17 protein-coding genes and 1 pseudogene are annotated in these 22,463 nt (G+C 43.1%); 7 read left to right on the top strand and 11 right to left on the bottom strand.

All coding sequences use genetic code 11. The features are described 5' to 3' along the window. The first annotated feature begins 53 nt into the window (after nt 1–53). Nucleotides 54–263, top strand: coding sequence for a cold-shock protein (locus PSYC_RS09555; RefSeq protein ID WP_010201661.1), 210 nt, complete (start codon nt 54–56; stop codon nt 261–263). Nucleotides 264–532: 269 nt separating this feature from the next. On the opposite strand, the gene PSYC_RS09550 is transcribed toward PSYC_RS09555, so the two are convergent. Then, nucleotides 533–1,615 (bottom strand): YeiH family protein, encoded by a 1,083-nt coding sequence (locus tag PSYC_RS09550; protein ID WP_011281104.1) that lies wholly within the window; start codon nt 1,613–1,615, stop codon nt 533–535. A gap of 242 nt (nt 1,616–1,857) precedes the next feature. Between PSYC_RS09550 and PSYC_RS09545 the strand changes: the two genes are divergently transcribed. Next, nucleotides 1,858–2,793 (top strand): LysR substrate-binding domain-containing protein, encoded by a 936-nt coding sequence (locus tag PSYC_RS09545; RefSeq protein WP_011281103.1) that lies wholly within the window; start codon nt 1,858–1,860, stop codon nt 2,791–2,793. A gap of 179 nt (nt 2,794–2,972) precedes the next feature. On the opposite strand, the gene PSYC_RS09540 is transcribed toward PSYC_RS09545, so the two are convergent. Then, nucleotides 2,973–3,434 carry a universal stress protein gene (locus PSYC_RS09540; protein ID WP_011281102.1) on the bottom strand — a complete coding sequence of 154 codons (462 nt, stop codon included), beginning with the start codon at nt 3,432–3,434 and terminating at the stop codon, nt 2,973–2,975. 317 nt (nt 3,435–3,751) lie between these two features. Between PSYC_RS09540 and PSYC_RS09535 the strand changes: the two genes are divergently transcribed. Continuing rightward, nucleotides 3,752–6,826: an insulinase family protein gene (locus PSYC_RS09535; protein ID WP_011281101.1), complete on the top strand. Its 3,075-nt coding sequence runs from the start codon at nt 3,752–3,754 to the stop codon at nt 6,824–6,826. Nucleotides 6,827–7,156: 330 nt separating this feature from the next. On the opposite strand, the gene PSYC_RS09530 is transcribed toward PSYC_RS09535, so the two are convergent. From PSYC_RS09530 to PSYC_RS09525, 3 genes are all read right to left on the bottom strand, one after another. Continuing rightward, complete coding sequence (locus PSYC_RS09530; RefSeq protein WP_011281100.1) at nt 7,157–7,720, bottom strand: NUDIX hydrolase; 564 nt, start codon at nt 7,718–7,720, stop codon at nt 7,157–7,159. A gap of 173 nt (nt 7,721–7,893) precedes the next feature. Then, a complete protein-coding gene (locus tag PSYC_RS12050) occupies nt 7,894–7,974 on the bottom strand; it encodes a hypothetical protein (protein WP_406621543.1) in 81 nt (26 codons plus the stop codon). Then, nucleotides 7,938–8,183, bottom strand: a complete 246-nt coding sequence (locus tag PSYC_RS09525; protein ID WP_264622157.1) for a hypothetical protein — start codon at nt 8,181–8,183, stop codon at nt 7,938–7,940. The genes PSYC_RS12050 and PSYC_RS09525 overlap by 37 nt, the downstream gene beginning before the upstream one ends. Nucleotides 8,184–8,376: 193 nt before the next feature. Between PSYC_RS09525 and PSYC_RS09520 the strand changes: the two genes are divergently transcribed. Then, nucleotides 8,377–9,114: an NUDIX hydrolase gene (locus PSYC_RS09520; RefSeq protein WP_011281099.1), complete on the top strand. Its 738-nt coding sequence runs from the start codon at nt 8,377–8,379 to the stop codon at nt 9,112–9,114. Nucleotides 9,115–9,366: 252 nt separating this feature from the next. Here PSYC_RS09520 and PSYC_RS09515 read toward each other — a convergent pair whose 3' ends face one another. Both PSYC_RS09515 and nhaA read right to left on the bottom strand, forming a co-directional pair. Then, nucleotides 9,367–10,731: an oxygenase MpaB family protein gene (locus PSYC_RS09515; protein ID WP_011281098.1), complete on the bottom strand. Its 1,365-nt coding sequence runs from the start codon at nt 10,729–10,731 to the stop codon at nt 9,367–9,369. Between the two features lie 337 nt (nt 10,732–11,068). Continuing rightward, nucleotides 11,069–12,271, bottom strand: coding sequence for a Na+/H+ antiporter NhaA (nhaA, locus tag PSYC_RS09510; RefSeq protein ID WP_011281097.1), 1,203 nt, complete (start codon nt 12,269–12,271; stop codon nt 11,069–11,071). A gap of 569 nt (nt 12,272–12,840) precedes the next feature. On the opposite strand from nhaA, the gene PSYC_RS09505 reads away from it, so the two are divergent. Further along, nucleotides 12,841–13,596, top strand: coding sequence for a TSUP family transporter (locus PSYC_RS09505; protein WP_011281096.1), 756 nt, complete (start codon nt 12,841–12,843; stop codon nt 13,594–13,596). 152 nt (nt 13,597–13,748) lie between these two features. On the opposite strand, the gene PSYC_RS09500 is transcribed toward PSYC_RS09505, so the two are convergent. From PSYC_RS09500 to radC, 3 genes are all read right to left on the bottom strand, one after another. Then, the gene (locus PSYC_RS09500; RefSeq protein ID WP_011281095.1) at nt 13,749–15,122 is read right to left on the bottom strand and encodes a dicarboxylate/amino acid:cation symporter; all 1,374 of its coding nucleotides are present in this window, start codon (nt 15,120–15,122) and stop codon (nt 13,749–13,751) included. A 385-nt stretch (nt 15,123–15,507) separates the two neighbouring features. Then, on the bottom strand, nt 15,508–18,492 hold the full coding sequence (locus tag PSYC_RS09495; protein WP_011281094.1) for an acyl-CoA dehydrogenase: 2,985 nt from the start codon (nt 18,490–18,492) through the stop codon (nt 15,508–15,510). Nucleotides 18,493–18,816: 324 nt separating this feature from the next. Then, nucleotides 18,817–19,500, bottom strand: a complete 684-nt coding sequence (radC, locus tag PSYC_RS09490; RefSeq protein WP_011281093.1) for a RadC family protein — start codon at nt 19,498–19,500, stop codon at nt 18,817–18,819. Nucleotides 19,501–19,618: 118 nt separating this feature from the next. Between radC and coaBC the strand changes: the two genes are divergently transcribed. After that, complete coding sequence (gene coaBC / locus PSYC_RS09485; RefSeq protein ID WP_011281092.1) at nt 19,619–21,004, top strand: bifunctional phosphopantothenoylcysteine decarboxylase/phosphopantothenate--cysteine ligase CoaBC; 1,386 nt, start codon at nt 19,619–19,621, stop codon at nt 21,002–21,004. A gap of 280 nt (nt 21,005–21,284) precedes the next feature. Further along, nucleotides 21,285–22,058 (top strand): sulfite exporter TauE/SafE family protein, encoded by a 774-nt coding sequence (locus PSYC_RS09480; RefSeq protein WP_011281091.1) that lies wholly within the window; start codon nt 21,285–21,287, stop codon nt 22,056–22,058. Between the two features lie 12 nt (nt 22,059–22,070). On the opposite strand, the pseudogene PSYC_RS09475 reads toward PSYC_RS09480, so the two are convergent. Beyond that, nucleotides 22,071–22,433, bottom strand: a pseudogene (locus tag PSYC_RS09475) (histone deacetylase); the annotation flags it as partial. Nucleotides 22,434–22,463 lie beyond the last annotated feature (30 nt).

Below are 22,463 nucleotides of genomic sequence, written 5' to 3'. Positions count from 1 at the left end.
CAAGCGTTACCGGTCACTAGGCCATTAATAAATTAAAAAGTAGGATTATCGATATGTCAGATACTCAAAAAGGTACAGTTAAGTGGTTCAACGAAGCTAAAGGCTTTGGTTTTATCGCTCCAGAAACTGGCGCAGACGTTTTTGCTCATTACAGCGAAATCACTGGTTCAGGCTTCAAAACTTTAGCTGAAGGCCAAGAAGTTGAGTTCACTGTAACTCAAGGTCAAAAAGGTCCACAAGCTCATAACATCGTTGCTATCTAATTTGTCTTTTATAGACAATTAGAGCAAGATGAATAAAAAACGAACCTTCGGGTTCGTTTTTTTTTGTCTGATATTTGATGAGAACTGTCTATAAAAAACGCTTACGCACTATGGTATAGTTGAAATACTTTAAAGTCGCTACCGTATTGCTGGTGTAAATTTTTTGCAGCCTCTGTCTGCGTAGGCACAGCAAGCAAGAAAAATTTGCACCAGTAGTACGTGTTGTATCGATATTACTTTTCACCGACTATATCATAGGCGTTAACGTCTTATAAAAAGCTAATACCGATATTGATAAGACCCCCACCAACGATTAACCAGACAAACATAATTGCGCCGAGTATCAGAGGTTTAACGCCCGCTTGTTTGATAGCGCTAATATGAGTGGTTAGACCAAGGGCAAACATTGCCATCGTAAGTAGGGTGTCATCAAACAAAACCATACTATGCTCAAAGCTCTTAGACATATTTAGCCAAGTGTGGAGCAATACGATTAAGATAAAAATAAAGGCGAACCAAGGTACTTTGACTTCTTTAATACGGCTCATAAATGAAGCGGTTTCACCATTTTCGCTACAGCCTTTGGTCAGCGCAAAAGACAATACCAGTAAGAACGGGGCGAGCATCATGACACGAACCATTTTGGTGACGACTGCTGTGTCGCCAACTTCTGGACTGACAGTATTACCAGCGACGACCACTTGCGCCACTTCATGAATGGTTGAGCCAGTATAGATCCCATACTGTTCGGCACTCAGCCAAGGTTGTAACCAACCGAGATGGTAAAGGAAAGGATACAGTACCATCGCGATGGTGCCAAATACGACGACCGTTGCGACCGCGATAGTGACTTTATGCGTTTCTGCTTTGACGATTGGATCGGTGGCGATAACAGCTGCGGCCCCGCAAATACTGGCACCTGAACCTATCAATATCGTAGTTTCTCTCTCGACTTTTAATAATTTGGTACCTATCCAATAGGTCAATAAGAAGGTTGATATGAGCACCAACGCATCGCTCATCACTGCCGGCAGACCGACACTTGATACTTGAGTTAGGGTCAATTTAAAACCATAGAACATAATAGCGAGTCTTAAAATCTGCCCTTTAGCAAAGCAGACCCCTTCATTCAAACGCTCAGAAAAATTGGTGTAGACCGTATTACCAAGTATCATACCGATTAAAATTGCTAGTGTGAGCGATGACAGTCCCACGATGCGCCCGTTCGTCCAGACGTTCAAGCTGCTATTCAGCCACAAACAAAATAAGCTGCCAATTAGCACGACGATAAGCCCTGCGAGATGGCGTCTGCGTGGAAGATAGCTATTTACTGACTGCATTAAAGCGTTCATGACGGACTGTCCTATTGATAGGTTTTGGGTAGTACTGCTAATCTTTATAAGACTGGCTACTCCCGTTAATCACAAATAGCATAAGCTTATGACTAGACATTATAATGCAGCACTATCTATAATAAAAACAGATTAATAAGATATAAATTATCGATTTTATAGGTTGATAAATTAATTTCAGTCTTTTTTTAAATTGAGAATGAAAAGACTATTAAAAACAGACATAAGGGATAGATGTCCTCATGAAAAAAGCTGTACAGACTGTACCGAAGATTACCCTGCGGCAACTGGCAGTCTTTGTCAGTATCTATCAGACAGGTAGCACCAGCCGTGCTAGTGAAGCACTGCATTTGTCACAATCAGCGGTCAGTAGTGCGCTGACAGAACTGGAGTCAAGGTTACAGATGCCATTGTTTGAGCGCGTCGGGCGCAGACTAAATCAGCATCCCAATGCCCATCCTATTTATATACAGGCGCAATCAATCTTAGGGCAGTCGTTGACGCTTGAGAATTATCATAAATCTCAAGTAGGGCAGATTCACATTGGTGCGAGTACCACCATTGGCAATTATGTACTGCCGCCGCTGCTTGCCAAGCTATACGAGGCGCTGCCAGATGCGGATATTGATATGTATATTGCCAATACTCAAGAGGTAGTAGCAGAGATTGAGCAGTTGAATATTGATATTGCTTTGGTCGAAGGTATGCCGCGCCCAGTAGATATGAAAGTCATCGAGCAACGCAAGTGGCGTACTGATACCTTGATGATTTTTGCTAAGCGTGACAGCAAATGGCTTAAGAATGTGGCTAGCTATAACGATGCCAATCATTGTTATGAGTTGAGCATTGAGCAATTATCAACGCTGCCACTATTGGTAAGGGAAGCGGGGTCGGGTACGCGGCAGATTATCGATGAGCAGTTATTGCAACATCTGCCTAATGCCGAGGTGATTATGGCGATACAGCAGTCGGAGGCGATTAAGTATATGGTCAGCGCTGATATTGGACTTGGTTGTCTGTCACAGCACGTCATTGAAGCAGAACTTGCAACAGGGAAGCTGGTACAAGTGCAGGTTGCAGGGATTGATCTGTCACGAACATGGTGGCTGGTCTGGCACAAGGCGCGCCACCAAAGCCCAATTTGGCAGACCTTTATTGATGTTATTACTGAGGTTTAAGTCTGAAAATTTTAAAGATTTGACGTTAAAGGAAGCATAAAAAAGTGCAGCGTAGAATATGAACTACGCTGCACTTGATGGTTTTCTTGGATTTGACTTTATCACTTTATCGATCGCACTTTATCGATGGCACTTTACGGATATTTTTCATTATTAACAATGATAACGTAGAGTTTTGCCTATTTATTGACCGGCTTATCAAGTCTCACAACTAAGCTATCACAGGGTACGTTTGGCAAGATGTTATCTGCCGTTGCGCCGCTTAACCAAGCCGCTATACCATGACGTTCATGACGACCAATGACCAATAAATCAACATCATGCTTATGGCAATAGTTGACGATACCTTCACTATTTGAGATGGCGGTCGTCACCTCAGAATTGACGACATGTAAGTCGTTACGATCCAAAAACTGCGCCAGTTTTGCACGCGCTTCTTGGCAACGCTCATCATCAATCTCATCATATAAGCTTGAGGCAGGCACCAGCTCATAGCCAAAGCCCACCATGGTATCTTTGACAATATGCAATACCGATAATTTGGAGTCAGGACGATTATCAACGATACGTTTGGCTTTTTGAGCAACCAAGTCAGCATCGGATAGTAAGTCGGTGACCAATAAAATATGTTGGTAACTCATGAGCGGCTCCTTCCTTATGACAGATGATTTTAACTATAGCACTACTAATGACCGCTGTTAAGTAAGCTTTGTAAAATACAGGTTATCTTTCTCCATGTACTGTCTTGACTTATCAGCGTATTAGCCCCATCTACTGTCGTTAGGCAAATTCTTTTTAGCTGATAAATGCCATCAAATTCGAAGATTACCTATAAGGTTTTTATAAATACAGTTTTATAAAGACAAATTTTATAACTATAAACTTCACTATTTTCTATTATTTATGATGATGTCATCCATTAATGACGATGATATCAAAGTAATGTATGAGGACAACTATGACTGACACGCCGTTTACTGCTGATTTAACCCTGCATCCTGCCTTTGAGCTGCTTGAGCACCGCCATATCGATGCATTATCGATGGATGTGTTGATCAGTCAGCACGTAAAAACAGGAGCGATGCACTATCATTTGGCGCATCCAAGTGATGAAAATGCGTTTTTGGTCGGCTTTCGTACCCAGCCGATGGATTCAAAGGGTGAAGCGCATATTTTAGAGCACGTAGCATTATGTGGCTCGAAGAAATTCCCCGTTCGTGATCCGTTCTTTTCAATGATTAAGCGCTCATTAAATACTTTTATGAATGCGATGACGGCTGCTGACTGGACGGCGTATCCGTATGCCACGCAAAATAAAAATGATTATTTTAATTTGCTTGCCGTTTATCTTGACGCGTCATTTTTCCCAAATATTCATCCGCTCGATTTTGCCCAAGAAGGCATCCGTGTTGAATTAGACGAAAGTGATAAGCCGCAATTTAAAGGTATCGTCTTTAATGAGATGAAAGGCGCGATGAGTGGTGAGATTGATCAGCTATATCATACGGTCGCCCATCATTTGTTCCCAACGACGACCTATCATTATAATTCAGGCGGTGATCCTGCTGATATCCCAGACCTGACTCATCATGAGCTGGTTGAATTCCATCAGAGCCATTATCATCCGTCGAATAGCGTGATTATGAGCTTTGGTAATATTCCGGTCGCTGAGACACAAGCAAAAATTCATGACGATGCCTTGATTGAGTTTGAAGCCGGTAAAAAACACGTATCGCGTCCAGAGCAGCGTTTGTCTGCGCCGATTAGTGCCACTGATACTTATACCGCTGACGAAGCCGGTCCTGATCAAACACATCACGTACTTGCCTGGTTATTACCATCGATTACTGATTCGAAGCAGCGTTTAGCACTGCGTTTATTAGAAGGCGTATTGATTGAACATGCTGGCTCGCCGCTACGTGCGTATCTGGACAGCCATCCGCTAGGCAAAGCGCCAAGTCCGTTATTGGGGCTTGATGACAGTCATTATGAAATGGTCTTTTATACGGGTCTGCGCGGCTCAAACCCTGAGCATGCTGAAGCGGTAGAGCAGGGCATTATTGATTTGCTAACCGAAGTTGCAAGCTCGCCAGTCGATGATGAGACTATTGAAACCATTTTGCATCAAATTGAGATAGATCAGCGTCATATCGGTGGTGATAGCATGCCGTATGGTCTAAATTTAATGTTAGAGGGCTTTAGTACGGCGATTCATGATGGCAATCCTATTGATGTCTGGGAAGTTGATGAGCATCTACAATGGCTACGTGAGCAAGTAAAAGATGAGCAGTGGCTACCAAATTTAATAAAAATGCATCTGTTAGACAATCAGCATCGTGTGCGCGTCACAATGACGCCAGATAGCGAAAAAACAGCCCGTCTTGCGGCAGCTGAACAAACACGTCTTGATACCATCGAGATGGGTTTGACCGCTGATGATAAAGATATCTTAAAGCAGCAAGCATTAGACTTAGCAGCACGCCAAGCAGCGCCTGATGATTTAAGCTTATTACCAAAAGTGGGTCTAGAAGATGTACCGACCGATATTAGCTTTAAACAAGGCACGCAAAAGCAGGTTAATCTAAGCGGAAAAGAAAGCACGTTGTTTGAATATGAAGCGGGCACTAACGGCTTGTATTATTATCAAATAATCGTACCGTTAACCGATGAGATTGGTCAGAACCTCGTTAATAATGGCAATGAAGAGCTGCCAGTCAATGAGGTGATCAATCATCCATTATTGCCAATTTATTTGAGCTTATTGTCAGAGCTGGGTACGGATTCGCTCAGCGCCCATGAAATGCAAGCCAAGCAAGCGGCGCATTCATCTGGCGTGACCGCCCGTATCAGCCAACGTACCAATCTCGATGACAGTCAAGCGATTAGTAGCTATTTTGTGGTGGCAACGCGTGCGCTAAACCGCAAGCCTGAAGCAATTGATTTGCTCAAAGAGGTGATGGAGCACAGCATCTTTAGTGAGCATGACCGCATCAAAGAAATCTTACAGCAGCGTCAAGCAGGCTGGCAATCAAATCTTGCCGGTTCAGGGCACTCCTATGCGATGCAAACTGCCAGTCGTGGCATGAGTCGTCAAGCGCAGCTAGAGTATGTACGCAGCGGTCTACCGGCATTAAATGCACTAAAAGACTTCCTAACGCATGCGAATACCGATAATGCACAGTGGGATAAATTGGCAACAAGCTTGATGGATTTACATCAACGTTTGATTGGTTTGCCTAAGCACGCAGTCATTATTTGCGAAGCGGAGCAAACCGAACGCTTAAGCAATTTGATTGTCGATAGCTGGAAGGACAGTCAAGCGTCGAAAATGGCTGAAAAACTCAGTAATTCTACGACAGATATTGAAGCAAATATTCCAAGTGAGTTTACAGAGTTACCGCTGAATGCCGCATTAAGTGGTGAAAATACGGCTGCAATAGAAGAGGTAGAAGTTGAAGATTTGGCATGGTTGGTTCCGACTAACGTCTATCATAATGCCAGTGCTTATACCGTACCAGCGGCTGATCATCCTGACACGGCAGCCCTGATGGTATTAGCGCCGTATCTGCGTAATGGCTACCTGCATAGTGCCATTCGTGAGCGCGGTGGTGCTTATGGCGGCGGTGCAGGTTACGATGCCAATGCTTGTGCTTTTAAATTCTTTAGCTACCGCGATCCGCAGTGTGCTGAAACTTTTGCGCATTTCGATGCCAGTATCGAATGGTTGTTGAATGAGCCACAAACGGATGAGCAGTTGGAAGAAGCCATTTTAGGGATTATCTCAGGTATGGATAAGCCCGGCTCTCCAGCAGGCGAAGCAATCAAAGCCTGCTTTGCTGACTTACATCATCGCGGCATAGACTGGCAGCGCAAAATGCGTGCCGCCATCTTAGCGGTTACGGTTACTGATTTACAGCGCGTAGCGAAACAATATCTGCAAGGGCAAAAACACGTGCGTGCGGTATTAGCGCCCTATGATAAAGAAGCTGCTGTAAAAGAGTTAGGCTTTAATGTTTGTAAAATTAAAAGCTAGTAGCGTTTAATAGCCATACAAAAAAACCGCCGCTTCCACTAAAAATGAAAGCGGCGGTTTTTTTATTACTTATAGTTGAAATACTTTAAAGTCGCTACCGTATTGCTGGTGTAAATTTTTTGCAGCCTCTGTCTGCGTAGGCACAGCAAGCAAGAAAAATTTGCACCAGTAGTACCTGTTGTATCGATATTACTTTTCACCGACTATAGTTATTAATATCTTTCTATCTGTTTTAAAAGCATTGTATCTGTTTTAAAAGCATTGTATTTTTTTTATAAAAGATTGGCTATACTTGCTTTTGTAAGTCAGTGGCTTTGGCTGGCGTTGTTATTAATAGCGCTTAATGGCTTGGTCTTTGCCAATGATCTCTTGATGAATCGGAAATTGATTATAACTGTCGTAGTGTTGACGGTCTGAAAAATAGCTTTTTAAGGTACGACGTACCGCTTCAAAGGCAAGATTATCCCACGGAATGTCTTCTTCTGTGAATAATGCACAATCAAGACTTTCAGAGCCGATACCGTAAGCGCCATCTTTTAGTTCGGTGATATATATACTATAGATTTGAGCAATATCTGGAATGTCATACAAGCAGTATAAATGTGGATTGATAACGACCGCGTCAGCCTCTTCAAAGCTCTCACGCGCCGCACCTTCGGCCATGGTTTCGCCATTTTCCATAAAGCCTGCGGGTAGCGTCCATAATCCATACTGCGGCTCGATTGCGCGTCGACAGAGCAGCACCCGATGTTTATGGACGACCAGTGAGCCACAAATTACTTTGGGATTTTCGTAATGAATATAATGACAGTTTGGGCACACCAAACGCGGTATATTATCCGTGGCTGGTATTTTGCGTTCAGCTTCACAACCGCATTGTAGACAATAGCGCATATCGACTGCCTTATATAGTAAAAATAGGACGAAAGAGAAGTAGGCTTATTTTAAGAGTGATACTTTTCTAATGATAATAATAGTTGTTCTATGAAATAGTCGTTATATAAGATAGTAGGACTATCAAATATCAAATATCACAGCCATCAGGTGTTTGGTCTGATAATAACCTTTTATCCTAAGATAGCACAAATTTTCATCGCACTGGCAGTGATAATCATAACAAAGATAGTAATAAGATGACCGCCGACGATGTTTCTTGGCTGAGCAAAAGGGCTTTCTGGATAAGCAAAATAAGCAGACAGCTGGCACCAAATGAGCCCAAAATCATCGCTATATTTTGCCAATTTCCCAGTAATGCCAATAATGCCAGTACAGCAGTGGCAAATGTTCCGCCAGCCCAAGCAATGGCAATGATGACTAATGACAATCTTTGCGGGCAATCATCAGTTTTGCCCTGCATTTTATGTCATGAAAAAATCTTATCCACGAGCATTTCCTAAATAATATAGGAATGATACCCTTGATCCATGAGGATCAATCGCAGTCGTACAATGATAAAAGACCGTGTCTGTCTTACGCTTGTCGCCGATCCACTTGCTGCGACTATTCAATGTTTTGATGGCTAATACTGATAAAAACACAGGGCAATTATAATGCTAAATCCCTCACAGTCCGTACGTTTTGATGAACTGACCGTCGCTGTACCAGATTTTATACGTTATCCGACTATCAGAAAGTTGGCTGAACGGGTGCAGCATGAGACCTTAAAGGCTATTGCTAGTCCGGCGCTTTATGATTCTCATGACCATTCGCGCAGTGCCCGTATCTTAAACACTCTTTATCAAACCCCTATCGCCGATGCCTCTATTTTGGTTGCTATCACCCATGAGCGCCATCCTAAGCTGCTGCTGACTCGCCGCGCTGCTCATATGAACAGTCATGCTGGCGAAGTGTCCTGTGCTGGCGGCAAACATGAAGCAGGTGATGGTAATAATGTCGTCACCGCCCTACGTGAAGCCTGTGAGGAAACCGCGCTACCGCCCAATAAAGTTCAGCTGCTTGGTCAATTACCCATCCAAACCTCTAAAAGTGGGATGAGCGTGCGTCCTATTGTGGCGCTGATTGCGCCAGATCTGCTGTTAGTACCGGAGCTTGGTGAGATATCACGGATTTTTTGGGCAGATTTTGAGACATTATTGACTCAGCCGACCGTTGAATATTCCATAGAATATATGTTGCAGGATCAGTCAGCAACGCTCCTCACACCGAGCTGGCAAGTGGATGGAGAGACGGTATGGGGTCTGACAGGACGAGTCATTGCCAGTTTATTGGAGACAGGCTTTGATCGGCAGCTAGAGTGGTATTATCGTATACAAGATACCCGATTATAGAGGTAATAAACACTCATCAAAAAATACGTTTTTATGGAAGGATAATAGTTACTATAGACGTTAGTGTGCTAATGGCTGAGTATCTTCTACTGAGTAATATAGTTGAAATACTTTACAGTCGCTACCGTATTGCTGGTGTAAATTTTTTGCAGCCTCTGTCTGCGTAGGCACAGCAAGCAAGAAAAATTTGCACCAGTAGTACCTGTTGTATCGATATTACTTTTCACCGACTATAGTATTGATGAGAGCATTCTATTTATAATAATCATCGTTTTTCTTGAGCCACCAGTTCATATTGTCTTGGCGCTTGGCACGAAATGCCTCCAACTTATGGGCGACTGTACTATTATGCTGGCGTGCGGTATCAAGGGCAAATAGAATCGGCACGGAAGACAACACCCCAAACCGTATTTTTGATTTTGGTAGGTTTAGTCCATCGCCAATATCATCACCGACCAAGGTACGGGTCACGCTGGCATTGACCATCTCAACAAAGCGCCCACGGCGATTATCCTCACCCATTAGCTGACGCGGTAAATCATGTAATGCTTTTGCCAGTGGTTGTCCCATTTTAAAATCAAGCTGTTGAATGGATAAATAGGTATATAGCCATTTCCAACAGGCAGTCTCATCTTTAGGTAAGCGTTGCAAATCAACGCCCATCCAATAGCTGGCAAGATTCCACAAATGCAAAATACCTTCAGCTTCTTCAGTACTAATACGAGCGCCAAGCAATCTTAATCCGCGCATAATCAATAATGAAAACTGTAAATGGGTGGCAATCATATCAGTTTGGTTGATCGGCACGCCCCAATAAGCGGCGTTCCAGCTACCATCAGGCAAATGGTGCTGGTCGGCATTCGATATGACACCATTCGCTGCCTTGGCTTTACCTTTAAGTAAGTTTTGACGTACTAAGGTATGGATTTGACGTACTTTTATAGATTGCTGCCAGCCTTCAGAGCCGATAGCTAATATTCGCTCAATAGCAGGTTTGCCATGCTGCGAGGCTGAGTGCAACTGAGGGTGCTCAGAGACTGCTAGGATATAGGCGTAGGTACGCATCAATCGTGGCAAGGCATCGTGCATCAATGCACCGGTTTGAATCAGAGGTAGCGATAAGGCAGGGATGCTGTAGCCTGCCATGAGTGCCACGTTACGTAATAGCCAGATCAGCATCAGCGGATAACGCCGATAGGCAATCGCGCCAATGTGTGCAAGCTTGGGGTCAAACCAATCGGGATGGCGGCTAAATTGTTCGGTTAAAGCATTAAATGAAGGGTGGTTTATAAGAGTATTGTCTTCAAAGCGAAGGTTTGTTTTATCATCAATAATAAACTGCTGTAACTGTTTGGCAAAACGAATGCCGTCAGTGGCTAGATCATCTGCTAGTGGATCACCAATATCATAACCAGCAACCATCTCATTTAACAAATCTTGCGAAATGACAAAGTCTTTTGGCAATAAATAGCGCTTAATACGTTTTAAAACTTGCAAATCGCTGTGGTCATCAATGGCAGTGGTGCGTCCATGACGCTGATGGTTTATCGCGTTTTTATGAGCGTGCTTATCTAAGGCACTCGAATGAACTATTTTATCTCTATCGATTGAATCCATTGTTATCCAATACTTTTTTATCAGGCCTTGTATCAAGTCTTATATCGAGCACTATAGTTGAAATACTTTAAAGTCGCTACCGTATTGCTGGTGTAAATTTTTTGCAGCCTCTGTCTGCGTAGGCACAGCAAGCAAGAAAAATTTGCACCAGTAGTACGTGTTGTATCGATATTACTTTTCACCGACTATATTTACCAAGCCCCTTTTGTATCGACAGCTTTGACAAGGTGTTTACTAAAGGCTTTCGACAACAAATGTTATAAAAGCCTTTAATCTAATAAAGCGCCGACAAATAATCTCTTAAAGCTTATAAATAATTTGACGATGAAAAATACAATTAAGAATGACGTGTTAAGTCTACAGATGTCACATTAACCTCATCTTTTAAGGTAGTTTTTAACATCATGTAACCGGCGATACCAGAGACGATTGAACCCATAATGATACCTAAACGCTCATCAAATAATGGAGTCTCACCGGCAAATGCAAGCCCACCGATAAACAAACTCATGGTAAAGCCGACACCGCATAGCAATGCTGCGCCATAAATTTGCTTAAAATTCATGCCTTTTGGCATGGTAGAAATACCCAGCTTAAAGATTAACCAGCACATCAGCATGACGCCTACTTGTTTACCGATGAACAGTCCAGCGGCAATACCAAGCGGCACAGAATGAAACAGCTCACCAAACCCTGCGCCCTTGAGCGAAATGCCTGCATTGGCAAAAGCAAATAGGGGTAAAATGCCATAGGAAACCGTGTTTTGTAGATCGTGCTCAAGCTCTTCAAGCGGGGAGTGCTCAGGGTCAGTGCGGTCAAATAAAGGAATAAATAGCGCCAATACGACCCCTGCTAACGTTGCATGGATACCGGATTTGAGTACCGCAATCCACATGATAACGCCAATTAGCAAATAGGGGGTGATACTGGTCACATTACGACGATTGAGCATATATAAGAACGGCAGACATAAGCCTGCGATAGCGAGTGAACCGAGTGATAAGTCATTGGTATAAAATAAAGCAATAATGATGATCGCGCCAATATCATCAAAAATAGCAATAGAGACTAAGAATACTTTTAATGAGTTGGGTACGCGATTGCCAAGTAGGCTCAAAATACCAAGGGCAAAGGCAATATCAGTCGCTGTAGGAATCGCCCAACCTCGCCAAAATTCAGGCTCATTATAGTTAAAAAACAGATAGACAATGGCTGGCATAACCATACCGCCAAGTGCTGCCCCTGCTGGCAAGATAATTTGCTTTACATTGGACAGCTCGCCAATTAACACTTCACGCTTAAGCTCAAGACCCACTAAAAAGAAGAATACCGCCATCAAGCCATCATTAATCCAATGATGCGCATCTTTAGCGATTGAAAAGCTGCCAATTTGAATAGCAACAGGTGCGTGAATAAAGGATTCGTACCAAGTATTTAGAGAAGTATTAGCAATAATCATGGCTGCGATAGCTGCCAGCGCTAAGACAATACCGCCCGACGCCTCGAGATTAAAAAACGCTCTGATTTTATGTATTGCCATATTATCCTCATTAACCAAATAAAACGTGCGAAAGTATTCAAAAGCTCAAGTGTTTTTCATATATCTGTAATGGCTTCGCCTTAAGTGCGATACCTTATATGGGAACAAGTCTTTGTTAGCGCTGATGTTTATATTACCAGTGTCATAGATGTATATCGCTAGTTTCTCATATTTTTATTCATATAAACAAATGAAATAGGTTACCGGTTTTTCCCTCTTACTTGAAGGCTTGATGAAGATAAAAGCTGTTTTTAAAGCATCTTGTGCGATAAATCTAGCAGACTTTTCTAGGTTTTTGGCTTTTTTTGCGGTTTTATCTTTATAATAAGCCGCTTTACGCAATGGCTAGCATCAGACTTTGCTGTTATAAAATTAGCTGTTATCAAAATAATATGTACATTATCTATCCCTATGTTTTTTTGCCTGATATTCACTCAACTACTTTTGAATGAGCGCTTTTAAATAAATGTGATCAAAACGTATTGCTAAAAAATGCTGCTAAAAAGTAGGATTGGTTGAATTTTCCAAGGCTTGTGTCTCTTATATCATAAATTTTGCAGGTCAGTGCCATGGACGTATCCCTTTCTATTGAAGTTATTTTAATGTTGACGGCTGTAGCCGCACTGGCAGGTTTCATTGATGCCATTGCCGGTGGCGGTGGTCTGTTGACCATTCCTGCTATGCTGCTCGCCAATATTCCGCCTGTACTGACATTGGGCACCAACAAGCTACAAGCCGCTTCAGGGGCACTAGCAGCGTCTATTACGATGATTAAAAAGGGCATCGTCAAACCCAAAAACATTAAAACGGCGATTATTGCTGCTTTTATCGGCTCCATCTTTGGTTCAATTGCTGTGCAGTTGTCGCCGCCCGATCTATTAGAAAAGCTGATTCCATTTTTGATTGCGGCAATTGGTATCTATACCTTGTTTGCACCCAAACTTGGTGAGGTAGAAGCTGCCCCACGTATATCAGAGGGCGCTTGGCAAAAAATTGCCGCTCCTTTAATTGGTTTTTATGATGGTTATATGGGACCTGGGACGGGTATGTTTTTTGCGCTCGGCAATGTGGCGCTACGTGGTCGAAAAATCATCGAAGCAACTGGTGCGGCAAAGGTACTGAATCTGTCTACCAATATTGGCTCATTAATATTCTTTATATTGGGCGGTAATGTCTTGTGGACAGTGGGGCTAGCGATGATGGTCGGGCAAATCATAGGGGCGTATTTTGGCTCGCATATGGTGGTAAAAGGCGGAAGTAGACTCATTCGTCCGATGATTGTGTTGGTCTGTCTCGTGATGGTGACCAAATATGTACTTGGTTGATGGACAGTATATTAACTGAAAATAAAGCATCTCTTGATCTAAAAATATATTTTCTGCATAAAAATACCCCATAAGTTGTGTCCAGCTTATGGGGGTCAGTTCAACGGCGGTGGTTTTTTTATTAATGATTTATAGGCGATTACTAATTACGATTAGCCGCGCTTAACATCGTCATACTCGCTGCCCATAATGCCATCGCTAAAGACTTCAGAGAATTCGCGTTCGCTGTTCTCATCGATATGACCGTCAAATACGTCTTTTGAACCAGCATCAGGATCATTATAAATTGCTAAATCCATTTTACCTTCTGATTTTGCAACGATAGCGGTCACTGCAGCATCGCCACCGACGTTGACCGCTGTACGTAACATATCAAGAATACGGTCCACACCTAAGATAAGACCAATGCCTTCAATCGGCAGACCCACTTGGGCAAATACCATTGAAAGCATAATAAGACCAACACCTGGAACACCTGCCGTACCGACAGAGGCGAGCACCGACATCAAGATAACGGTCAAATACTCGGTTACACCCAAGTCAATACCATAAATATTGGCAATAAAAATGGTCGCTGTCCCTTGCATGATAGCCGTACCATCCATGTTGATGGTCGCACCAAAAGGGATGGTAAACGAAGCAACCGAGTTATTAACACCCATGCGCTTGGTGACCGTACGCAAGGTGATTGGAATCGTTGCATTTGAGCTTGAGGTACTAAAAGCAAAAATCTGTACTTCACGCATTTTTGCTAAAAACGTTCTGACTGATAAGCCTGAAGATAGCTTGAAGACAATCATCATGGTCACAAAGAAATGGAATGCCAGTGAGCCAATCAGTACCGCAACATAACCAAGTAATGACCAAATAAGGTCTAAGCCAAGCTCAGCCATTGCTTTGGTCAACAGCGCAAAAACACCATACGGCGCTAAATTCATAATGATGGTCACCATTTTTAAGATGACTTCATTGATTAACTCTAAACTTTGAACCAAGCCTTTAGCTGGTTTTCCTACCATCAAAATACTAATACCAATCAAAACGGCAAAGAAAATAATCGATAGCATGTCGCCATTTGCCATCGCACTGATGGGGTTAGATGGAATAATATTAGAAAACACATCGAGTAGTGGTGGCGCTTTCTCAGACTCAAACGCCGCCTCTGTTTCTATATTCATGCCTTTGCCAATACCGAATAGCACGCCAAGCCCGATAGCAGTTGCAATCGCTAGCGCCGTCGTCACCATATAGATGAAAAAGGTTTTGGTGCCAATGCGTCCAAGCAGACGTATGTCACCAATACCGCACACGCCGCAGATAAGTGAAATCAAGACCAGCGGTACGACGAGCATTTTGAGCGAGTTAACAAACAGCTTACCGACAATGGCAAGAAAACCATTGGTGACATAATTATTAACGAAGCTGCCTTCCGTGTTCAAGCCAGAATAGTTTATAAATAGACCCAGTATAATACCGAGCACCATGGCAACAATAATCTTGCCCGTCAAACCCATATTTTTCCACATAAACGCTATCCTTGGTGTCCGTTACGCACAACAATAGACACAATAGCGCGCTCAATATGAGTGCAATATTTCTGTCATTACTGTTGTTGTGACGTCTATAAATATATGACCTGACAATCAAGTCAGATTTTGGGGGACAATATAAAAGAATAGTTAGGGATACTGCAAGATTTTTTTATGATTTAATTGGCGTGACTTTACAAGATTAGTATGTTTGAGGTTTTTTATCCGTCAATAATTTATATAAATTTGACTGAACGAAGCACTGTTAAAGAAACGGAGAAAAGTAATATGAGCGGTTCAAATAAAAAAGCGAGATGACTCTGATGCCACCTCGCTTACTGCAATCAATATAGATAGATAACGATAGGTAGACTAATCCTAATTATACATTGTCGTTTTCATCACGGCGCAAACCATCTTTCCATGTAGGGTCACTACTTTCTGTTTGCTGCGCGTGATCGGCTTGCCCACTATCTGGGCTAACAAATTTATCTTTGTTCAGGCGATGGTTGTAACTCATACGTTCATTCAAGTGTGATGCTGCATCACGGTGACGCGAGCCAAGGGCTTCTATTTCAGGATGTGAGTCCTGAAAATCAGTCTGTGCATTAATTTCCTTGGCAGTATCTTGCTCATTCACCATTTTTACATCGCCATCACTCTCATAGCCATGATCAGGGTTAGCATCTCCTGTTGGTTGGTTACTATCTGGCATTGATGCCATATTTGCAGAGGTCTGCTGCAAGTTATCAGCGCTTAATGCCTGGTTTAACTGAGCATGACTCTTTAACTCAGCATGACTCTTTAACTCAGCATGACTCTTTAACTCAGCATGACTCTTTAACTCAGCATGACTCTTTAACTCAGCATAGTCAGTTAGCCTATGTACGGCATTCTCTAGACTGTGCGGGTTTTCACGTTCTTGCACTTTGGATAAATGTTTATCAAATACATCGGTCAATAATGAATCATAGCGTATCGCATTATAGGTTATCAGCTGCTCAGCTTCTTCTTCAGTAATATCACCATTTTGACTGGCATAAACCACATGGTCTTCAAAGGTCAAACCTTCAAAGCTGTCTTTATGTTCCGCTTTCTTAAATTTTTGCCATAGAGGTTCGACTTCGAGCAGTATTTGATAGGCATGCTCCATACGCCCCGTGACATCATCGGGCTCAGTATTATAATACACCATGGTTTTAAGGTAATCGCGAAAAGGATTGGCTTCAAAATCATCCATAAAGGTATCGCCCAATTGGCGTTTTAGCGCATCGCTCACTGGCGCAAAGATACGACCACTTGGGAAAGTAACAAAGCTCACCAAATTGGCTGCCATACGATTTGGGAAGTTGGCAAATAAAGAGAGGAATGCTTCTTGAATAGTGTAAAGGCTATTTTTTAGCGCCACTTCAGCATGTAAGCGTTCAGCGACTGATTTACTGCCATATTCATAAAATTGTAAAATTGCTGTACAGATAAACAGATGAGAGTGGATGTCTGCTAAGCGTCCAGAGAGCATCTCTTTACGTTTTAAATCACCAGCAAGCAACCCTAAAGACATGTCAGCGGTTAAAGCAAAGCCTGCGCTTAAGCGGTTGATGTCCTTATAATAAGGACGGGTAAAATTGTCCGAAAAGCTTGGCGCATCATTGCTGCCACCGACGTAGCCTGCGACAAATGCTTTGGCACCGCGATTAAAGGTATAACCTAAATGCTTAAAGAATAAGTTATCGAACTGCTTAAGCGCGCCTTCTTTATCTTCGCTTTGCAACAGTTGTAGCTCATCGAATAGATAAGGGTGGCATCGCATGGCACCTTGACCAAAAATCATCAATGAGCGTGTCAATATATTGGCACCTTCAACGGTAATCGATACAGGAATGGCTTGATAAGGAATCGCTAAAAAATTACGTGGTCCCATTTGTACAGCGCGACCACCAACGACATCCATACCATCATTAATCACTGAACGCATGGTCTCGGTGGCATAGTATTTTGCCATTGCTGTCATTACTGATGGTGTACCACCTTGATTTAGACCACAAGTGACCATATGCCGAAAGGCTTCTAACATATAAGTATTACTGGCAATGCGGCTGGTGGCATCTTGCACGCCTTCAAATTTACCGACGGAGATTTTAAACTGCTCACGAACCTTTGCAAAGGCACTAACAGACAAATAGCTCATTTCACTGGCTGAAGTTGATAGGGCAGGCAATGAGATTCCGCGACCGACACCCAAGCACTCCATCAGCATCCGCCAACCGCGTCCTGCATTTTCAACCCCACCGATAATATAATCTAGTGGTATAAAGACATCTTGACCATCGACTGTCCCATTCATAAATGGCGAACCGATTGGATTGTGCCGTGGACCAATAATGACCCCTTGATGGCTGGCTGGCACCAGCGCACAAGTAATACCATAATCGGTTTTTTCAGCATCACCAAGCAGGCCTTCAGGGTCATGCAGTTTAAACGCCAAACCTACCACTGTAGCGATAGGCGCTAAAGTAATCCAGCGCTTAGAAAAATTCATCCGCAGACCAAGCGCTTGCTCGCCTTCATGTAGCCCATAACAAACCACACCGGTATCAGGAATAGCACCGGCATCAGATCCAGCTTCTGGACCTGTCAAACCAAAGCACGGAACTTCTTCACCTTTAGCCAGACCAGGTAGCCAGCGTTGCTTTTGCTCATCGGTACCGTAATGCATCAATAGCTCACCAGGACCGAGTGAGTTTGGTACCATACAAGTCACTGCGGCAGTCGGCGAGCGAGATGCAATTTTACTCATCACCCGACTTTGGGCATACGAGCTAAATTCCAATCCACCATATTCTTTGGGAATAATTAAACCCAAAAAGCCATTAGCTTTGATAAATCGCCACGCCTCTGGTGACAATTCTTTATCTTCATGATGAATTTGCCACTCATCAAGCATTGCGCAAAGTACTTCTACTTCGTTGTCTATAAAGCTCTGTTCTTCTTTTGATAATTCTGGATAGGGGTATTTTGCAAAGGTATCCCAATCAGGCGCACCCATAAACAGCTCTTTTTCCCACCAGCTGGTGCCTGCATCAAGCGCTTCACGCTCTGTGTCACTCATACTTGGCATCGCGCCGCCCAATGCTTTATAGACAGGCTTGGTAATCAAGCTTTGACGGATAGGGGTGATAAGCAGCACTAGGCAAAGTAGCGCAATGGGTAGACCTAAGATAAGTGACCATGGACTGATAAAAGCAGTAACGAGGACAGTAATTAAGGCAACGACGCTGCCTGTGACACGCGATAACGACAACAAAAAGATGGCCAAGACCATGGCTAATTGAATGATGACTGCCAAAATAAATAAGCCAATGGCCATAACTGTCTCCTTTGCAACGCTCAATAAAAAAGCGTAAAAATATAAGTGAATAAGAAAGTTTGAAATAAATATGATTGTTGTTGTGTATTCCAGCCGTTCTTTTTTATAGTAGATAATAGTTTTTATTTTTTGAAATGGGTGATTTCAGCTGTCGCTGCTCTAAAATTAAAACTTTATTTTGAGAATAAAGGCTTTCCCAAAAATAAAGTTAACTACTAATATGAAACAGTTGTTTATAACTATCAAGAGCGAAAACGCTACGCTGTGTCGATAATATGTATCAAGATTTGTTGATATAACTCAATGTTCAACAGGCCCTAATTTTCAGCCGAAAGGTGCTAAACAGTTTTCAGCATAAGATAAAGTCTCATTACGTCCAACGATGACATGGTCAATCAAAGATAAATCTATGAGGTCACAAGCCTTTTTGAGCTCATACGTCAAAAGGTTATCCGCCGTTGATGGTGTAGCATCGGTATGCGGATGATTGTGAGCAATAATGAGCTGGCTTGTGGCATGGCTTAACGCATGACGCAAAACGTGCTTAATACAAACGGAGCAAGAGGAGATGCCGCCCGTAAACAATATCTCAAAATTTATTAAGTTTAAGGCATTGTCCAAGCAAAGGACGGCAAACACTTCTCGCGGCTCACCGCGCAAATGAGTGCTGATATAATCCTTAACCATTTGCGAGCGCCCAAGTCCTTGACCAGTTTTCAGCTGACTGTCCAAATAGCGTCTGCCTATCTCAAGTGACGCAAGTATCTGCGCGTATTTGGCAGGACCGATACCGTGACAAGCAAGGACAGTCTCTTGCGGCGCCGCTAAAAGCTCTGCAAGGCTACCAAATTGCTCAATCAGATGACGAGCCAGATCGATGGCTGACTGCGACTGTGTACCTGTGCGCAAAAATATCGCTAATATTTCAGCGTCAGATAAGTGTGCTGCGCCAAATTTTAGCAGTTTCTCACGTGGTCTATCATCCTCATGCCAGTCTTTGATTGCCATGGTCACTCCTTGAGATGTCATTGCGACGAGATAAATTCAGAAAACTCTCCCTAACTTATCGCATAATTGTTACTATAAGCGCAATTTTATCTTTCAACTTTTTGCTGATGCCACGCTTATGTCAAATATTCTGCTTGCTATCACTGGCGGTATTGCCGCTTATAAATCTGCTGTATTTGCCCGGCTATTAATCAAAGCCGGCTTTGAGGTTCGCGTTATTATGACCTCGGGCGCTCAAGCTTTTATTACTCCGTTGACCCTACAAGCTTTGACTGGCAATGAGGTACACATCTCATTACTCGATGAAAAAGCGGAAGCGGGCATGGGTCATATCGAGCTTGCTAAGTGGGCAGACCTTGTAGTCATAGCACCGGCATCCGCTAATACCTTGGCGCGCCTTGCCATGGGCATGGCAGATGATTTATTGACGACCGTATGTCTTGCAACGCCGGCTCCAGTCATCATTGCACCGGCGATGAATCAGCAAATGTGGGCGCATCCAGCGGTCAATCTAAATGTGCAAACCTTGCGTGATATGAATTATCAAATCATTGCGCCTGCTAGCGGTGAGCAAGCTTGCGGCGATGTGGGTGCAGGGCGTTTGCCTGAGCCTGAACAGCTATTAGAAGAAATTTTGCTGTTTCAAGCAATGCAAACGACACCTCAGTTATTGGCAGGTAAAAGAGTGGTGATTACCGCAGGACCAACGGTTGAAGCCATTGATCCGGTGCGTTATTTGTCCAATCATTCTACTGGCAAAATGGGTTTTGCTTTGGCGCGTGCCTGTGTGGCTGCTGGGGCAGACGTTATCTTGATTGCTGGTGGTAAAATTGCTTTGCCAACGCCGCTTAATGTGACGCGTATTGATGTATTGTCAGCTGAAGAGATGCTGATGGTCGCGCAGCAGTGTGTGACAGGCACGCATAGTGCCCTGCAGTATATGCTTGAAGAGGAACATGATCATTCTCACGATCACAGCCATGATCATTCTCACGATCACAGCCATGAACATGCTCATCAGCAGGGCGACTGTGATTGCGGTGAAGATCATGAAGAGATTATCATCGATGGCAGCTTAAAAGTCGCTGATATCTTTATTGCCACTGCTGCTGTTGCTGATTATCGTACTGAAGAAGCGGCGCCGCAAAAAATTAAAAAAACCCAAGAAGCGATGACGCTGAGCTTGGTGAAAAATCCTGATATCTTGGCGACGATTTCGCTTGCTCACCCCGAGTTATTTGTCGTTGGTTTTGCGGCAGAAACGCAAGATGTTGAGCGTTATGCTCGCGGTAAACTGCTCTCTAAAGATTTAGATTTGATTGCTTGCAATGACGTCTCACGTGCTGATATTGGCTTTGCCAGTGATGACAATGCGATGGAGGTTTTTTTCTCAACACATTATGAGCACGATAGCATCACGCTTGATAAAGCGAGTAAAGATAAAATTGCTGAGCAGCTGACGACGATTATTGGTGAGGCGATTTGGCAACGTCACAATGTTTAGTATAGTCGGTGAAAAGTAATATCGATACAACACGTATTGCTGGTGCAAATTTTTCTTGCTTGCTGTGCCTACGCAGACAGAGGCTGCAAAAAATTTGCACCAGCAATACGGTAGCGACTTTAAAGTATTTCAACGATAGTGCTCAGTTCAGTGCTGCTCATTACAGTGCGGATTGTAGTGACGATTACAATTATTAGTACGATGGCTTGTTACATAAGCATAATAGATATCGAAAAAGATATTAAGTCTTGCTTGGCAGGGCTGACATAGGGCTGAAATAATGGATAGCGATAGCACCCAGACGTTATTACTCATTGCGATTTTTGCGCTGGCATCCTTGCTACACGGTATTAGTGGCCTAGGTATCACCTTGGTGACTACTACCGCGCTTGCCAGTATGTATCCTTTGCCACATGCCATCGTATTAGTCATTTTTCCATCGTTAGTGCTCAATGCGATGACTTGGCTGGCAGGTGGCGGTCGCACGATTTGGCAAAATTTCATCTATTATGGCAGACACTATTGGCTGCTAGCGTTAACCAGTCTACTCGGTAGCATTTTAGGCGCCAAGCTATTGTTATGGGTGGATAGTGCTTATATTTTATTGGTATTGGCAGCTGTCATCGGCTTTTACGTCATCAGTAGCTTGCTTGGTAAGCAAATTCGACTACCTGCTACTAAGCCTATACTGATTATCGTTGGATTTAGTGCAGGAGTTATTGGCGGCGCGACCAATGCTATGTCGACTATATTAATGATGTACTTATTGTCTGCGAGCGACGATAAGCACACCATCGCTAAAGTCGGCAATATGTGCTATTTCTTGGGTAAAATCGCTCAAATCATTGTATTGCGTGAGCCTATCATGGCACTGAACAGTGGTGAATGGGAGTTGATTACTTTACTGAGTGTCATGTCAATCGCCGCGCTTTTAATTGGCATCCGCTTGCGTCGTTATTTACCGCAAGCACGCTTTCGTCAGCTTATTTTAGTGATTCTCACGGTACTTGGTATACGTGTGGGCTGGCAGGGAATTATGTCGTTTATGGCTTAGTAGTAGCGAGAGTAGGACGTATTCATCACGCGCCTTGCAGCCTTCTATTGTTAATCCAAACTTACCTAATTTATCCGTTGCTAGTACATCAACCGCCGACTGATAAAAAATCATATCAGGTGCAAAATCCATTATCAGTCTTGGCAAGGTCTGCGCTAAAATCTGTAAATATTGCTCATCACCAGTATCGTTATCCAGTTCAATGTCCAAATCTGATACTTGCTTACGAAACGGATGGTTCTTTGCACCATGCATACTAAACACAAAAACGCGTGGCTCATCCGCCATGATACTGGCATTGCCATTGCCTTGATGGACATCCAAATCAACAAACAAAATTCTTTGCGCTTGTCCGCGATTTAGTAATATAGTTGAAATATTTTAAAGTCGCTACAGTATTGCTGG

The organism is Psychrobacter arcticus 273-4, assembly GCF_000012305.1.
Taxonomy (GTDB): domain Bacteria; phylum Pseudomonadota; class Gammaproteobacteria; order Pseudomonadales; family Moraxellaceae; genus Psychrobacter; species Psychrobacter arcticus.
The sequence above is the reverse complement of the archived record's forward strand: the minus strand, read 5'-3'. Positions and strand labels throughout refer to the sequence as shown.

Excerpts from the sequence above, each read along its gene's own strand:
- PSYC_RS09555 (WP_010201661.1), top strand. The coding sequence starts at position 54 with ATGTCAGATACTCAAAAAGGTACAGTTAAGTGGTTCAACGAAGCTAAA.
- PSYC_RS09550 (WP_011281104.1), bottom strand. The coding sequence starts at position 1,615 with ATGAACGCTTTAATGCAGTCAGTAAATAGCTATCTTCCACGCAGACGC.
- PSYC_RS09545 (WP_011281103.1), top strand. The coding sequence starts at position 1,858 with ATGAAAAAAGCTGTACAGACTGTACCGAAGATTACCCTGCGGCAACTG.
- PSYC_RS09540 (WP_011281102.1), bottom strand. The coding sequence starts at position 3,434 with ATGAGTTACCAACATATTTTATTGGTCACCGACTTACTATCCGATGCT.
- PSYC_RS09535 (WP_011281101.1), top strand. The coding sequence starts at position 3,752 with ATGACTGACACGCCGTTTACTGCTGATTTAACCCTGCATCCTGCCTTT.
- PSYC_RS09530 (WP_011281100.1), bottom strand. The coding sequence starts at position 7,720 with ATGCGCTATTGTCTACAATGCGGTTGTGAAGCTGAACGCAAAATACCA.
- PSYC_RS09525 (WP_264622157.1), bottom strand. The coding sequence starts at position 8,183 with ATGCAGGGCAAAACTGATGATTGCCCGCAAAGATTGTCATTAGTCATC.
- PSYC_RS09520 (WP_011281099.1), top strand. The coding sequence starts at position 8,377 with ATGCTAAATCCCTCACAGTCCGTACGTTTTGATGAACTGACCGTCGCT.
- PSYC_RS09515 (WP_011281098.1), bottom strand. The coding sequence starts at position 10,731 with ATGGATTCAATCGATAGAGATAAAATAGTTCATTCGAGTGCCTTAGAT.
- nhaA (WP_011281097.1), bottom strand. The coding sequence starts at position 12,271 with ATGGCAATACATAAAATCAGAGCGTTTTTTAATCTCGAGGCGTCGGGC.
- PSYC_RS09505 (WP_011281096.1), top strand. The coding sequence starts at position 12,841 with ATGGACGTATCCCTTTCTATTGAAGTTATTTTAATGTTGACGGCTGTA.
- PSYC_RS09500 (WP_011281095.1), bottom strand. The coding sequence starts at position 15,122 with ATGTGGAAAAATATGGGTTTGACGGGCAAGATTATTGTTGCCATGGTG.
- PSYC_RS09495 (WP_011281094.1), bottom strand. The coding sequence starts at position 18,492 with ATGGCCATTGGCTTATTTATTTTGGCAGTCATCATTCAATTAGCCATG.
- radC (WP_011281093.1), bottom strand. The coding sequence starts at position 19,500 with ATGGCAATCAAAGACTGGCATGAGGATGATAGACCACGTGAGAAACTG.
- coaBC (WP_011281092.1), top strand. The coding sequence starts at position 19,619 with ATGTCAAATATTCTGCTTGCTATCACTGGCGGTATTGCCGCTTATAAA.
- PSYC_RS09480 (WP_011281091.1), top strand. The coding sequence starts at position 21,285 with ATGGATAGCGATAGCACCCAGACGTTATTACTCATTGCGATTTTTGCG.